The sequence below is a fragment of the Pseudomonas sp. BNK-7 genome (genome assembly GCF_048072025.1).
Classification (GTDB): Bacteria; Pseudomonadota; Gammaproteobacteria; order Pseudomonadales; family Pseudomonadaceae; genus Aquipseudomonas; species Aquipseudomonas danubii.
Window position 1 is genome coordinate 4,917,211 of the sequence record NZ_CP182252.1, and the last position, 14,576, is coordinate 4,931,786.

The following is a 14,576-nucleotide window of genomic DNA, read 5'->3' on the forward strand; positions in this document are numbered from 1 at the left end:
CGAGCCCCCTGCATCGCAGCGTGTCCCGGGTTTTCTCGAATAAAAATGAAACCGGTTTCAGAGGTCTGAAGCATGCATCAATCACCCGTCTCCATCAGTCTGTCCAGCTACGGCGCGGATCTGGTCCGCCAGCACGGCCAGGGCCATTTCATTTCCCTGGTGGCCGCCGCCGGCGCTTCGTGCATCGAGTGGCGCGAAGAACTGCTGACCCACGAGAAGCCCGAGGAACTGGCCCGCAGCGCCCGGGAACATGGCCTGGAAAGCGTATTTTCCTCGCCCCTGGAGCTGTGGCTGGCCGAGGGCTACGAACCCAACCCCGAGCTGTCCGCCACCTTGCAACGGGCCCGGGCGTTCGGCGCCAAGCGTCTGAAAGTGTCCCTCGGCCACTTCACCGAGCATCACGACCTGGGCAGCCTGGCCAGCCTGCTGTCAGGCCAGCCCCTCACCCTGCTGGTGGAAAACGACCAGACCGTGCATGGCGGGCGCATCGAGCCCTTCCAGGTTTTTTTCAACGCCGTGCAAGGGTGGAACCTGCCCCTGCGCATGACCTTCGACATCGGTAACTGGGCGTGGCAGCAGCAGTCGGCGCTGGAAGCCGCGCGCCTGCTGGGCCGGCATGTGGATTACCTGCACTGCAAGGCGGTCCGGCTGCGGGACGACGGCAAGCGGGTGGCCCTGCCGCCCGGCACCGCAGAGTTGCAGCAGTGGGAACACCTGCTGCGGCACATGAATCAAGGTCTAACCCGGGCCGTGGAATACCCCCTGCAAGGCGACGACCTGCTGCAGGTGAGCGCCGAGCAGGTCGACCTGCTGGCCCGCCTAGGCCAGTCGCGACTGGAGCCAGCCCATGTCTGAGATCGATATTCTGTCCTTCGGGGAAACCATGGCCATGTTCGTCGCCGAGCACAGCGGCGACCTGGCCCGGGTCGAGCACTTTCACAAGCGCATTGCCGGGGCCGACAGCAACGTGGCCATCGGCCTGTCGCGCCTGGGCTTCAAGGTGGCCTGGCTGAGCCGGGTCGGCAACGACTCCCTGGGACGCTTCGTGCTCGACACCTTGCAGGCCGAGGGCCTGGACTGCCGCTTCGTGCGCCGCGACCCGCTGCACCCTACCGGCTTTCAGCTCAAGTCCCGGGAAGACACCGGCGACGACCCGCGGGTGGAGTATTTCCGCCGCGGCTCGGCCGCCAGCCACCTGAGCCTCGACGACCTGGCCCCGGCCCTGCTCCAGGCCCGTCACCTGCACGCCACCGGCATTCCCCCAGCCCTCTCGGATTCGGCCCGGGAACTGTCCGGCCACCTGATGCAGACCCAGCGCGCCAGCGGCCGCAGCGTGTCGTTCGACCCCAATCTGCGTCCCAGCCTGTGGGCCAGCGAGTCCCAGATGATCCGCGAGATCAACCGCCTGGCGGCCCTGGCCCACTGGGTGCTGCCGGGCCTCGGCGAGGGCCGCCTGCTCACCGGGCGTGACGACCCGGCGGACATCGCCGCCTTCTACCTGGACCAGGGCGCCGAAGCGGTGGTGATCAAGCTCGGGGCCCATGGCGCCTACTACCGCACCCATCTGGACGCCGGCTTCGTCGACGGTGTGCCGGTGGCCAAGGTGGTGGACACCGTCGGTGCCGGCGATGCCTTCGCCGTGGGCCTGATCAGCGCCCTGCTGGAAAGCCTCAGCGTGAGCGAGGCGGTGCAGCGGGCCAATTGGCTGGGCAGCCGCGCAGTACAAAGCCGTGGCGACATGGAAGGCCTGCCCAGGCGCCACGAACTGCCCGACCAGGCAGCGCCCCTGAAAACCGCCTGCGCCTCATAGCAGTTGGCGTACCGGCTCATCCGGGAAACGAACACCCAGAACCACCTGTTGCGACAAAAACAACAAGCTCAGGAGAACTTTCATGGACACGCTCAAACTCGCCGCCCGCCGCTGGTGGTACATCATGCCCATCGTCTTCATCACCTACAGCCTGGCCTACCTGGACCGCGCCAACTACGGCTTTGCCGCCGCCTCCGGGATGGCCGACGACTTGCAGATCACCCCGGGGCTGTCCTCGCTTTTGGGGGCGCTGTTCTTCCTCGGCTACTTCTTCTTCCAGGTGCCGGGGGCGATCTACGCGCAAAAACGCAGCGTGAAGAAGCTGATCTTCGTCAGCCTGATCCTCTGGGGCGGCCTGGCCACCCTCACCGGGATCGTGTCCAACGCCTACACGCTGATCGCCATCCGCTTCATGCTCGGGGTGGTGGAGGCCGCGGTGATGCCGGCGATGCTGGTGTACCTGTGCCACTGGTTCACCCGGGCCGAACGCTCCCGGGCCAACACCTTCCTGATCCTCGGCAACCCGGTGACCATGCTTTGGATGTCGGTGGTCTCAGGCTATCTGGTGGAGCATTTCAGCTGGCGCTGGATGTTCATCATCGAGGGTTTGCCGGCGGTGCTCTGGGCCTTTATCTGGTGGCGCCTGGCCGATGACCGGCCCAGCCAGGCCCAGTGGCTCAGCGACCAGGAGAAGCAGGACCTGGAAAGCGCCCTGGCCGCCGAACAGCAGGGCATCAAGGCGGTGAAGAACTACGCCGAGGCCTTCCGCTCGCCCAAGGTGATCATCCTCGCCCTGCAGTTTTTCTGCTGGAGCATCGGGGTCTACGGTTTCGTCCTGTGGTTGCCTTCGATCCTCAAGCACGGCGCGCAAATGGACATGGTGGAGGCCGGCTGGCTCTCGGCCCTGCCCTACCTGGCGGCGGTGATCGCCATGCTCGGGGTGTCCTGGGGCTCGGACCGGACCCAGAAACGCAAGCGCTTCGTCTGGCCGCCGCTGCTGGTGGCCGCCATCGCCTTCTACGCCTCCTACCTGCTGGGCGCCGAACACTTCTGGTGGTCCTACGGGCTGCTGGTAATCGCCGGAGCCTGCATGTACGCGCCCTATGGGCCGTTCTTCGCCATCGTTCCGGAGATTCTCCCGGCCAACGTCGCCGGCGGCGCCATGGCCCTGATCAACAGCATGGGCGCCCTGGGCTCCTTCGGCGGCTCCTATCTGGTGGGTTACCTGAACAGCGCCACCGGCTCGCCGGGGATGTCCTACCTGCTGATGAGCGGCGCCCTGCTGCTCTCGGTGCTACTGACCCTGCTGCTGACACCCGGCGCCGGAGCGCCTCGGGCCAAGGGCCTGCCCCTGCCGCGCCGCCTGGCCCACTCCTGAACTGCCACAGAGAACCGTCATGAAAAAACACCTGGTGCTGTACAAGAAACTCTCGCCGTCGCTGATGGCGCGCCTGCAGGAACAGACCGAGGTCACCCTGATCGAGGACCTGGGCCCAACCGGCCTCAAGGCCCTGCGCCAGGCCCTGCCCAGCGCCGACGGCCTGCTGGGGGCCAGCCTGCGCCTGGACGCCGAACTGCTGGACCTGGCGCCGCGCCTGCAAGCGGTGGCCAGTGTCTCGGTGGGGGTCGACAACTACGACATCGACTACCTGACCCGACGCGGGATTCTGCTGAGCAACACCCCGGACGTGCTCACCGAAACCACCGCCGACACCGGTTTCGCCCTGATCCTGGCCACCGCCCGGCGCGTGGTGGAACTGGCCAATCTGGTGCGCGCCGGGCAATGGAACCGCAACATCGGACCGCTGCATTTCGGCAGCGACGTGCACGGCAAGACCCTGGGCATCATCGGCATGGGGCGCATTGGCGAGGCGTTGGCCCAGCGTGGACATTTCGGCTTCGGCATGCCGCTGATCTACCACAGCAACAGCCCCAAGCCGGCGGTGGAGCAACGTTTCAATGCCCGCTACCGCAGCCTGGAGCAACTGCTGCAAGAGTCCGACTTCATCTGCCTGACCTTGCCCTTGACCGAGAAAACCCAAGGGCTGATTGGCCGTCGTGAACTGGCGCTGATGCGTCCGCAAAGCATCTTCATCAATATTTCCCGAGGCAAGGTGGTGGACGAAGCGGCCTTGATCGAAGCCTTGCAGGAACGACGGATACGCGGCGCCGGGCTGGACGTGTTCGAGCGCGAACCGCTGGACCACCGCTCACCGCTGCTGCAATTGCCCAATGTGGTGGCCACGCCGCACATCGGTTCGGCCACCCACGAAACCCGTGAAGCCATGGCCCGCTGCGCGGTGGACAACCTGCTGGCAGCCCTGTCGGGGCAGCGCCCTGCCAATCTGGTGAACAGCGCCGCCTGGACCGCTCCATCGCAGCGTCAGGCCTAACCGCCGCGTGCCCCTGGCGAACACCTCTGCAACCGCGGGCTTGCCGGCAAACGCGTTCGCCAGGGCAGTGCATGACAGGCAAGCCGGCGCCTACAGGTGGAGGGTTGCGGGGCGTTGTTCGAGAATCTGCTCGGTGCAGCGGGCAATGCGCCGGCAGGCCTCGGCCAGGCGCTCGCAGTCCAGCACCAGGCCGATGCGAATGTGGCCCGCGGCGCTGGGGCCGAAGGCTTCACCGGCCAGTACCGAAACGCCATGCTCGTCCAGCAAGCGGTCGGCAAAGCCCTGGGCGTCCAGCCCGGTGCGGCGTACATCCACCATGACGAACATGCCGCCATCCGGGCAGATCGGGGTCAGCCCCGGGCACTGGTCCAGCAGCGCGCACACCAGGTCCCGGCGCCGTCGGTACTCGTCGCGCATCTGCACCAGCTCCGGCAGGTCGCTGTCCAGGGCCACCACTGCGGCGTTCTGCACAAAATCCGGCAGGCCGTACAGCATGCACAGGGCCAGGTTGCTCAGGTGCCCGGCCAGGGTCGGCGGGGCAATCACCCAGCCCACCCGCCAGCCGCTCATGGCATGGGACTTGGACAGGCTGTTGATGGTGGCCGTGCGCTCGCCCATGCGCGGCAGGCTGCCGGGGCTAAAGTGCTGGCCCTGGTACAGCAGGTCGCAATAGACCTCATCGGAAATCAGCCACAAGTCGTGGGCAAAGCACAGCCGCGCCAGGGCTTGCCAGTCGTCGAGGGACAGGCTCGCGCCCGACGGGTTGTTCGGGCTGTTGAGCAACATGGCCCGGGTGCGCGGGGTGATCCGCGCCGCCATGTCCCGCGGATCGACGCGAAAGCCCTGCTCGGCCCGCACCGGCACCGGCACGATGCGGGCCCCGCAGGCGCCGAACACGCCTTCGTAGGTGACGTACATGGGCTCGGCCACCAGCACCTCGTCCCCGGGATTGAGCAGGCACTGGGCCACGGAAAACACCGCGCATTGGGCGCCCGGCAAAACCACCACATGCTCGGCGTCGACAATCTGTCCGCAGCGCTGATGATGGCGCCGGGCAATGCAGCTGCGCAGCGCCAGGTTGCCGCGCACGTCCGAATAGTGGGTATCGCCGGCCAGCAGGCTGTCGATCGCGGCCTGGACCACGGGCCTGGGGGTATCGAAATCCGGGTCGCCAATGGTCAGCAGCAACACATCCCGCCCCTGCTCGCGCAGGGCCAGGGCCCGGTAGTGGATGTTCCAGGCAGCGGAACCTTCTCCGACAATCCGTTGGGTCAGGGCTGAGTAGCGCATCGCTTTCTCCATGCAAGATGCTTCAGCCAAAACCCTAGGTGCTGGCGGGGCACTCGTCGAGCGCCCCGCCCCACCGTTCGCGCCCTTAGACCACGAAGCGCGCCACCATGGCGTTGAGATCCACCGCCAGGCGCGACAGTTCATGACTGGCTGAACTGGTCTGGTTGGCCCCGGCCGCCGACTGGATCGCCAGGTCACGGATGTTCACCAGGTTGCGGTCCACCTCGCGGGACACCTGGGCCTGTTCTTCCGAGGCACTGGCGATCACCAGGTTGCGCTCGTTGATCTGATTGATGGATTCGGCGATCTGCTCCAGGGACTCGCCAGCGGCGCGGGCCAGCTCCAGGGTGCTCTGGGTCCGCCGGTTGCTCTGCTGCATGGACTCCACCGCTTCGCCGGTGCCGTTCTGGATACCGGCCACCATCTTCTCGATTTCCTGGGTCGACTGGGCGGTGCGATGGGCCAGGGCCCGCACCTCGTCGGCCACCACGGCAAAGCCACGCCCGGCCTCGCCGGCACGGGCCGCTTCGATGGCGGCGTTAAGCGCCAGCAGGTTGGTCTGCTCGGCGATGGCGCGGATCACGTCCAGCACCTTGCCGATGTCCCGGCCCTGGGTCGCCAGGCCTTCGATCATCACCGAGGTGTTTTGCACGTCATGGGCCATGGTCTGGATCGCCTCGACGGTCTGCACCACACGGTCGCGGCCTTCGCGGGCGGCCTGGGTCGACTGCTGGGACGCCTCGGAAGTGGACACTGCGTTGCGTGCCACCTCTTCCACTGCTGCGGTCATTTCGTTGACTGCGGTGGCGGCCTGTTCGATCTCGGTGTTCTGCTGCTGCACGCCGCGAGAGGCTTCCTCGGTCACTGCGCTGAGTTCTTCCGAGGCCGAAGCCAGCTGGGTCGCCGAGCCGGCGATCTGCTCGATGGTGCGGCGCAGGCTGGCCTGCATCTGCGCCAGGGCGCGCAACAGGCGTGCCGGCTCGTCCTGACCGTCGACCTCGATGGCCTGGCGCAAGTTGCCGCCGGCGATCACCTCGGCGACGTTGAGGGCCTTGTTCAGGGGGGTGACGATGCTGCGGGTCAACAACAGCGCCAGCACGATGGTCAGCAATGCGGCCAGCAGCGCGACGATGACGATCCCGGCAATGGCACTGTCGTAGTGCTCGCCGGCCGCCTTGGAGGCACTCTTGGCGCCCGCGGCATTGATCGCGATGAGCTTGTTCAACTGCTCGCCCATCTGATCGGTGCCGTCCTTGATCCGGGTGTTGATCAAGGTGCGCAGTTCCTCCAGCTTGTCCTGGCGTGACAGCTCGAGCATCTCCTTCTGCGCCAGCAGGTAATTGTCCAGGGTCGCGCTGAAGGTCTTGTACAGCGCCACTTCCTCCGGGCCCGCCGGCAACGCCGCGTAGCTGGCCTGGGCCTGCCTGGCCTTGTCCACCAGCACACCGATGCGGGTCTGGGCTTCGGCAAGGCCGGCCGGCTCGCGGTTCACCAGCACGCGAAATGACAGAATCCGCAGGCGCAGGACGTTCTCGGTCAGGTTGCCCAGATAACCGACGCTGGGCAGCTGATTGCTTTCCATTTCCAGGGACGCGTCGCGGATGATCGACATGCGGTTCACCGCAAACACGCCCAACACCATGACCAGCAGGGCAATAAAGGCAAAACCGAGGAAAGCACGCGGGGCGATATTCAGGTTACGCAAGGACATAGGACGAGTCTCGAAGGAGAACGGGGCGGCGAGCATCCATGCCCTTATCGGCCGACGCATCAGGACTGCATCGACGAGGGACACCACGGAAAGAGCGTCCATGGGCCTATCAGAGATATCGGCCGAACTTGAGCTTTCATCTGTCTGATTGGCAAAAATATTTCGAAATGTGCCCCCTGTGTCAGGCCTGAGACAACACAACGCGAAGTGAATCGATAAAGCCGTGATTCGCCGCGCCAGAACAGTGCGCCGTACCCAGCCCGAGAGCGCCAACGCGCCCTATGAAAAGTGCAATTCATTCGCCGTAAAAGCCATTTTTTCAGCGCCCGCCCCTGCCCATCATGGCCCCAGTCAATAAAAACAACGCCGAGACTGGATATGAAACCTGAAGACTTTCGTGCCGCAACCGACCGCCCGCTGACCGGTGCCGAATACCTGGCCAGCCTGCGCGATGATCGTGAAATCTACATTTATGGCGACCGGGTCAAGGACGTCACCACCCACCCGGCCTTCCGCAACTCGGCGGCCTCCATGGCCCGCCTGTACGACGCCCTGCACGACCCGGCCACCAAGGAACAACTGTGCTGGGACACCGACACCGGCAACGGCGGCTACACCCACAAATTCTTCCGCTCGGCGAAAAGCCCCGATGAACTGCGCCAGCAGCGCGACGCCATCGCCGACTGGTCGCGCCTGACCTACGGCTGGATGGGCCGCAGCCCCGACTACAAGGCCGCCTTCGGCAGCGCCCTTGGGGCCAACCCGGAGTTCTACGGGCGCTTCGCGGACAACGCCCGCACCTGGTACAAGCGCATCCAGGAAGCCTGCCTCTACCTCAACCACGCCATCGTCAACCCGCCCATCGACCGCGATAAGCCGGTGGATCAGGTCAAGGACGTGTTCATCTCGGTGGACCAGGAAGTCGAGGGCGGGATCATTGTCAGCGGCGCCAAGGTGGTGGCCACCAACTCGGCCCTGACCCACTACAACTTCGTCGGCCAGGGCTCGGCCCAGCTGCTGGGGGACAACACCGACTTCGCCCTGATGTTCATCGCCCCGATGAACACCCGCGGCATGAAGCTGATCTGCCGCCCGTCCTACGAACTGCAGGCGGGCATGACCGGCTCGCCCTTCGACTATCCGCTGTCCAGCCGCTTCGATGAGAACGACGCGATCCTGATCATGGACAAGGTGTTCATCCCCTGGGAAAACGTGCTGATCTACCGCGACTTCGAGCGCTGCCGCCAGTGGTTCCCCCAGGGCGGTTTCGGTCGGCTGTTCCCCATGCAGGGCTGCACCCGGCTGGCGGTCAAGCTGGACTTCATCACCGGGTTGCTGGTCAAGGCCCTGCAATGCACCGGCTCCCTGGAGTTTCGCGGGGTCCAGGCCCAGGTCGGCGAAGTGGTGGCCTGGCGCAACCTGTTCTGGTCGCTGACCGACGCCATGCACGGCAACGCCAGCGAATGGATGAACGGCGTCTACCTGCCCAGCACCCAGGCCCTGCAGGCCTACCGGGTGCTGGCGCCCCAGGCCTACACCGACATCAAGAAGATCATCGAGCAGGTGGTGGCCAGCGGCCTGATCTACCTGCCCTCCGGCTCCCGCGATCTCAAGGACCCGGTGCTCAACCAGTACCTCAGTACCTACTGCCGCGGTTCGGGGGGCATGGGCCACGAAGAGCGGATCAAGATTCTCAAGCTGCTGTGGGACGCCATCGGCACCGAGTTCGGCGGCCGCCACGAGCTGTACGAGATCAACTATGCCGGCAGCCAGGACGAGATCCGCATGCAGTGCCTGCGCCACGCCCAGGCCAGCGGCTCGATGAAGGCCATGACCGACCTGGTGGACAAATGCCTGGGCGACTACGACCTCGATGGCTGGACCGTGCCGCACCTGAGCAACCCCGACGACATCAACATGCTGGACCGCATCCGCCAGTAGCCACGAGGCCGGCTCCTACGGAAAAGGCCAATGTCCACCTGTTGTCGTAGGAGCTGGCTTGCCAGCGAAAGCGCCCGCCAGAGCACCACAAGCTCCTCTTCGTCGGCAAGCTGGCTCCTGCAGCGCAATGCCCTGCGTCCATGAGGAATTCGTCATGTCTGTACTCGATCCCAAGCAACTCGCCTTCCGCAACGCCATGGCCCACATGACCGCTGCGGTCAACGTCATCACCAGCAACGGCCCCGCCGGCCGTTGCGGCATCACCGCCACCGCGGTCTGCTCGGTCACCGACAGCCCGCCGACCCTGATGGTCTGCGTCAACCGCAACAGCGCCCTGAACCCGGTGTTCAAGGGCAACGGCCATTTGTGCATCAACGTCCTCAGCGGCGAACACGAGGACGTGGCGCGGCATTTTGCCGGCATGACCGAGGTGGCCATGGACCAGCGCTTCGGCCTGCACCCCTGGCGCGACGGTCTGCAGGCCCTGCCGGTGCTGGAGGGCGCCCTGGCCAGCCTCCAGGGACGCATCACCGAGGTCCAGGAAATCGGCACCCACTCGGTGATGCTGGTGGAACTGGATGAAATCAGCGTGCGCGAGCAAGGCGACTCGCTGGTGTATTTCAGCCGCTGCTTCCATCGCCTGCAGCGCCCTGGCCAGGCTGCCTGAACGCCTCCCAGCCCTGGCTAGGATTCAAGGGGGTCCGGCTGATGCAGGCCGAAGCACACGCCCTGGGGATCATGGCACTGGCAGAACCGACCGAAACCGGGCTCGTGGGGACTGATGTCACCGGCCTGCCCCCCCAGAGCCCGGACCCGGGACACGCTGTCGGCCATGTCGCTGACCCGGAAATACACGACCATGCGCGACTGCGGATCGTCGCCATGGACGCCGACCCGGATCGAGGGCGTCTGCAACCAGGCATCCTCCGTTGCACCCAACCGCTGCGGCGACCAGTCGAACAGGCGCTGGAAAAAAACCAGCGACTGCGGAGCGTCGGCAACCCCGATTTCCACATGAGAAAGACTACCTGGCATACATCCTCCACGTTCACAGAGACAGAGCTGTCACTGTCCGCTGCAAAGGCTCGGCGGGTCTTGAATAAAACTGACCGGGTCACTCAATTCTCCCGGCCTTCGAGCAACGATGCCGGTTTGCCAGGAATATCGGCCCAGCCGCTTCGGGCATAGGCTCCCGGGGAGCAGCCGGCGAATGCCTGGAACTCCCGGGTGAAGTGGCTCTGGTCGCTGTAGCCGCACAGCACCGCAACCTGCACCAGCTCCAGCGCCGGTAGCGATTCCAGCAACTGCTGGGCGCGAGCAAAACGAATATGCCGGGCGCAGGCTTTGGGCCCTTGTCCCAGATGGGCCTTGAAGCGACTGGCGAAATGCCGTCCGCTGCAGCCGGCCTGCTGACTCAGATCACCGATCGAGGTACCGCCAGCGCTTCGCTGCAGTTCCTCCCAGGCCCGGCGCAGCATCTCGGGCAACTCACGGCGCGAGTTCTGCAAACGCTCGGCAAGAAAGGTTTCGACCCGCTGCAATCGACTCGTCCAGCAAGGGTTTTCTTCCAGTGCCTCGACCAACAAGCACACCGACGTGCCCCACAGTTCCCGCAGATCCAGCCAAGGGCTGGCAAGCACTTGGCCATCACCCTGAAACAGGCGGTACGCGGCCCAGGGCGGTAGCTCCACCTCGATGCATGAATGCACACCGCTCTGCTCGACGATCACCGGAGCTGCCGGGCGGCTCACCACGAACGCCTGGCACCGCTCCTCGCGCCCATTGGCGGCGAGCCCGTAGGGGGACGCCAGCCCGATGACCAGCTTGACCTGTGGCTGCGCGACCTCAAGCCGCCGCACGGTGCCCGGCAGTGTTTCGCTGAAGCCGTACAAGCGACCGCCCCAGGGCCGCAGCCTGATGGCATCAAACCCTGTGACGCAGTGCGAAACAGAGAAAGGCTGCATTGGCATCGAACTCACTCCCAATAGTGATCATGGTTGACCAGCTGAAGCATAAGCGACCCGCGCCGCTGGGCCATGGGCCACCTCCTGCATCTGTAGGATGGCGGTGGCCGGCCAAGCCATCGATACTCGCACCAGGCCCTGCCCACGTCCCCCAGGCGTAATGGTCCTCAACCCCTTCCGTGACGAAAACAATAACAACGTCGCACAGAGGTACAGACCCATGAACCGACTCGATCACGCTCCGGCCAGCCTGTTGCAGGCCTTCAGCGAGCTGACCCTGGAACTGCAGCAACTGGCGCAGAACAAGGACATCGAAAACCTTCACCAGCATGCCCTGGCGCGCATCTGCAAACTCTTGCCCTTCGACAGTGCCTGGTGGGGCCGCGCCGCATTGGTCGACGGCTTGCCGGATGAACACAGTTGCTACCTGTACCGCCTGCCACCGAGCTACCTGGCGGACTGGCAATCGATCCGCCACATCGACGTCACCGTGAACCGGGTGCACGAAGTGCCGGGACGGGCGGTGATCGTCGACATGGCCGATCCGCACAACGGCCCCGGACTCAACTGGCTGGGGCGCCAGTACAACATCGGCGAGCTGCTATGCGTGGTGCACATCGATCCCCATACCCAACTGAGCAACCACCTGGCCCTGTACCGTGCCCCTGGCGCCCCGGCCTTTACCCGGGACGACTGCCATGTGCTGAACAACCTGATGCTGCACCTGGTGGCAGCGGTGTCGGCCAATCAGATCCGCACCCTGGTGGCCATGCGCGAGAAACTCACCCGCCCGCGCAATCTGGCCCTGGCCGTGTGCGACCAGCGCGGTGTGCTGCAGTGCGCCGAGCGCGGCTTTGTCGATCTGCTGCTGCATGAATGGCCGCAGTGGAACGGTCCGCAACTGCCCATGAAGCTCGATGGCAACGGTTTCGAGGGCAAGCGCCTGCAGATCGACTGCTCGGCCGTGGGCGACCTGTACCTGCTGGCGGCCCGCAGCCGCAGCCTGCTGCCCAAGCTCAGCCCCCGGGAAAACGCCGTCGCCCAGTGCTTCGGTGATGGCAAGACCTACAAGGAAGTGGCTCGGGACCTGGGCATGTCGCCCAACACCGTGCGCCATCACATCCGCGCCATCTACAGCAAGCTCGGGGTCAAGGACAAGGCGCGCATCGCCCAGTTGCTCCACGCCCCGCCCGACTGACCCCACCCCCTGACCTGCGCTGATTTGCGCCGTCGTATTTGACGGCCACGGGCAGCCTTTGCCCTTTTTTTGCCCCACTGCCGTGTGCCGGCGAGCCCTTCGCCGAACAACAACTCCAACAAGAGACGCACCGCCCATGACAAGGCTCATTACCCGCACCACCCTGGCCCTGGCTGGCACCCTGGCCAGCCTGTCGCTCAACGCCGCGGACCTCAACGCCCGGGACTTCTTCGCCGCCCCCGTGGGCACCCGCCTGGGGGTGCTGTACCTCCCGGCCACCCGTGCCGGCGACTTTCACGGCCCGGCCGACAGCAGCGGCAAGGCCGAGCTGCGAGTCAATGCCATGGCCTACCGCCAGGTGTTCTTCAGCGACCTGTGCGGCACCCTGTGCACCCCACAGTTCATCGTGCCCTTCGCCGACATCAACGCTCGCTTGCCCGGCGCCGAACGCCATACCGGTGAGAGCGGTTTCGGTGATCCTCAGGTGGGGGGCACGCTGTTTTTCATCAACCAGCCGCAAACCCGCACCTACAGCGGCCTGTTGACCCTGGTCACGCTGCCGCTGGGCGAGTACCACAGCCGCAACCCGGACGTCTCCCCGGGGGCCAATCGCTGGGGCGCGACCTTTGTCTACAACTACACCCAGGGCCTGGGGGAAAAATGGGTGCTGGAGGCCAACCTCGAAGCCCAGTTGTACGGCACCAACGACGACTATTTCGGCAGCGACCTGAAACAGGACCCGCTCTATCGCCTGCAAGCCTTCGCCTCCTACGACTTCACCCCTGCGACCTACGGCGCCCTGCGCCTGATCCACGCCGATGGCGGCGAACTGCGGATCAACGACCGACGGATCAACGACACCCACAAGCGCTACACCCAGGCCGGATTCGAGGTCGGGCACTGGCTGGACAAGCGCAACCAGCTGATGTTCAGCCTGTCGCAGAACGTCGCCACCGATAACGGTTTTGCCGGCACCGACGCCTTGCTGCGCCTGGTCCACGTGTTCTGAACCCCTTGCCTTTGGAGCCTGTCCATGAACACCCAGAACGCCGTTTTGAGCGCCACCGCGCCAGCTACTCGCCACCCCCTGGGGCTGCTGGCCGCCATCGTGCTGTTCGCCGCCATCACTCCCGCGGTACTGCTGATGGCCCCGGCCATCGCCGCCCAACTGGCCAGCCAGTGGCACTTGAGCCCCACACAGATCGGCGACCTGTTCTCCGCCGAACTGGGGGCCATGAGCCTGGCCACGTTGCCGGCCATCTGGTGGCTGAAACACATCGACTGGCGGCGCGCCGCACTGTGCAGCGCCGTGCTGTTCATCGTTGCCAACCTGCTGTCGATGCTGGCCCACGACTATTCATTGTTGCTGATGGCGCGCTTTGGCAGCGCACTGGCAGGCGGCTCGCTGATGATCATCTGCCTGGCCAGCGCCGCCGCCAGCCCCAGTCCCAGCCGGGCCTACGGCTTCTGGGTGATGGGCCAACTGGTGCTGGGCGCGGTCGGCCTGAGCCTGTTGCCCATGCTCTTCCAACGCTTCGGCCTGGGCGCCTGCTACCTGATCCTGGCGCTGCTGATGACCCTGTGCCTGCCCCTGGCCCGCTGTTTTCCAGCAGGCGCTGCGCGCCCGGCCGCCGATGCCGCGCAAGCCCCAGCGATCTCCTGGCTCAAGGCGAGCCTGGGAATACTCGGCATCCTCACCTTCTACATCAGCCTCAGCGGGGTCTGGACCTTCATCGGCGCAATCGGCAGCCAGTCCGGCCTCTCGGCGCAGACCAACGGCGACATCCTGGCCATCGCCACCTTGATGGGCATCGTCGGCGCGTTGTGCGCCACCCTGTTCGGTGACCGCCTGCCCCGCAGCGCCCTGCTCCTGCTGGGCTACGGCCTGATGGCGGGCTCGGTGCTGGCGCTTCTGGGCCAGCCGCAGCTGGCGCGCTTCGCGCTGGCGGCGCTGATGTTCAAGTTCACCTGGACCTTCATCCTGCCGCTGATCCTGGCGCGCATGGCCGAGATGGATCGCAGCGGGCGCTTGATGAACGCCTCCAATCTGGTGATCAGCGCCGGCCTGGCCATAGGCCCGACCCTGGCCGGGCGCCTGATCGAAAGCAGCGGCGGCTTCCAGGGCCTGTTGCTGGGGGGGGCCGTCATCACTTTGCTGTCCCTGGCGCTGGTACTCAGTTGCCGGCCCGCCCTCCAGGCCCCTTCCCAGCCCCAGGGGCGATGACGGCCAGCGGGCAGCACCGCCGCGTCCTTGAACAACACTTTCCTT

At 65.6% G+C, this 14,576-nt stretch carries 13 protein-coding genes; 9 read left to right on the forward strand and 4 right to left on the reverse strand.

Annotation, left to right across the window (positions count from 1 at the left end; genetic code table 11):
• The first annotated feature begins 72 nt into the window (after nt 1-72).
• From ACMGF8_RS22150 to ACMGF8_RS22165, 4 genes are all read left to right on the forward strand, one after another.
• The gene (locus tag ACMGF8_RS22150; RefSeq protein ID WP_250330634.1) at nt 73-855 is read left to right on the forward strand and encodes a sugar phosphate isomerase/epimerase family protein; all 783 of its coding nucleotides are present in this window, start codon (nt 73-75) and stop codon (nt 853-855) included.
• Nucleotides 848-1,810, forward strand: coding sequence for a sugar kinase (locus tag ACMGF8_RS22155; RefSeq protein WP_416757089.1), 963 nt, complete (start codon nt 848-850; stop codon nt 1,808-1,810). Before ACMGF8_RS22150 ends, ACMGF8_RS22155 begins: the two co-directional genes overlap by 8 nt.
• 82 nt (nt 1,811-1,892) lie before the next feature.
• Nucleotides 1,893-3,188, forward strand: coding sequence for an MFS transporter (locus ACMGF8_RS22160; protein ID WP_102863305.1), 1,296 nt, complete (start codon nt 1,893-1,895; stop codon nt 3,186-3,188).
• Nucleotides 3,189-3,207: 19 nt separating this feature from the next.
• On the forward strand, nt 3,208-4,203 hold the full coding sequence (locus ACMGF8_RS22165) for a 2-hydroxyacid dehydrogenase (RefSeq protein WP_416757090.1): 996 nt from the start codon (nt 3,208-3,210) through the stop codon (nt 4,201-4,203).
• A gap of 90 nt (nt 4,204-4,293) precedes the next feature.
• On the opposite strand, the gene ACMGF8_RS22170 is transcribed toward ACMGF8_RS22165, so the two are convergent.
• Both ACMGF8_RS22170 and ACMGF8_RS22175 read right to left on the reverse strand, forming a co-directional pair.
• Entirely contained in the window at nt 4,294-5,493 is a 1,200-nt protein-coding gene (locus ACMGF8_RS22170; protein ID WP_416757091.1) for a pyridoxal phosphate-dependent aminotransferase, read from the reverse strand.
• Nucleotides 5,494-5,578: 85 nt separating this feature from the next.
• A complete protein-coding gene (locus tag ACMGF8_RS22175) occupies nt 5,579-7,204 on the reverse strand; it encodes a methyl-accepting chemotaxis protein (protein ID WP_102863302.1) in 1,626 nt (541 codons plus the stop codon).
• A gap of 378 nt (nt 7,205-7,582) precedes the next feature.
• Here ACMGF8_RS22175 and hpaB point away from each other — a divergent pair, with 378 nt between their 5' ends.
• A complete protein-coding gene (gene hpaB / locus ACMGF8_RS22180; RefSeq protein ID WP_305949930.1) occupies nt 7,583-9,145 on the forward strand; it encodes a 4-hydroxyphenylacetate 3-monooxygenase, oxygenase component in 1,563 nt (520 codons plus the stop codon).
• Nucleotides 9,146-9,299: 154 nt separating this feature from the next.
• A complete protein-coding gene (gene hpaC, locus ACMGF8_RS22185) occupies nt 9,300-9,812 on the forward strand; it encodes a 4-hydroxyphenylacetate 3-monooxygenase, reductase component (RefSeq protein WP_102863300.1) in 513 nt (170 codons plus the stop codon).
• 17 nt (nt 9,813-9,829) lie between these two features.
• On the opposite strand, the gene ACMGF8_RS22190 is transcribed toward hpaC, so the two are convergent.
• Nucleotides 9,830-10,180, reverse strand: coding sequence for a VOC family protein (locus tag ACMGF8_RS22190; protein WP_102863299.1), 351 nt, complete (start codon nt 10,178-10,180; stop codon nt 9,830-9,832).
• Between the two features lie 83 nt (nt 10,181-10,263).
• Nucleotides 10,264-11,115 (reverse strand): helix-turn-helix domain-containing protein, encoded by an 852-nt coding sequence (locus ACMGF8_RS22195; RefSeq protein WP_115580222.1) that lies wholly within the window; start codon nt 11,113-11,115, stop codon nt 10,264-10,266.
• 214 nt (nt 11,116-11,329) lie between these two features.
• Here ACMGF8_RS22195 and ACMGF8_RS22200 point away from each other — a divergent pair, with 214 nt between their 5' ends.
• From ACMGF8_RS22200 to ACMGF8_RS22210, 3 genes are all read left to right on the forward strand, one after another.
• Nucleotides 11,330-12,307, forward strand: coding sequence for a helix-turn-helix transcriptional regulator (locus tag ACMGF8_RS22200; RefSeq protein WP_102863297.1), 978 nt, complete (start codon nt 11,330-11,332; stop codon nt 12,305-12,307).
• A 136-nt stretch (nt 12,308-12,443) separates the two neighbouring features.
• Nucleotides 12,444-13,316 (forward strand): transporter, encoded by an 873-nt coding sequence (locus tag ACMGF8_RS22205; protein WP_250330639.1) that lies wholly within the window; start codon nt 12,444-12,446, stop codon nt 13,314-13,316.
• Between the two features lie 24 nt (nt 13,317-13,340).
• Nucleotides 13,341-14,531 carry an MFS transporter gene (locus tag ACMGF8_RS22210; RefSeq protein WP_416757092.1) on the forward strand — a complete coding sequence of 397 codons (1,191 nt, stop codon included), beginning with the start codon at nt 13,341-13,343 and terminating at the stop codon, nt 14,529-14,531.
• The last annotated feature ends 45 nt before the right edge of the window (nt 14,532-14,576 follow it).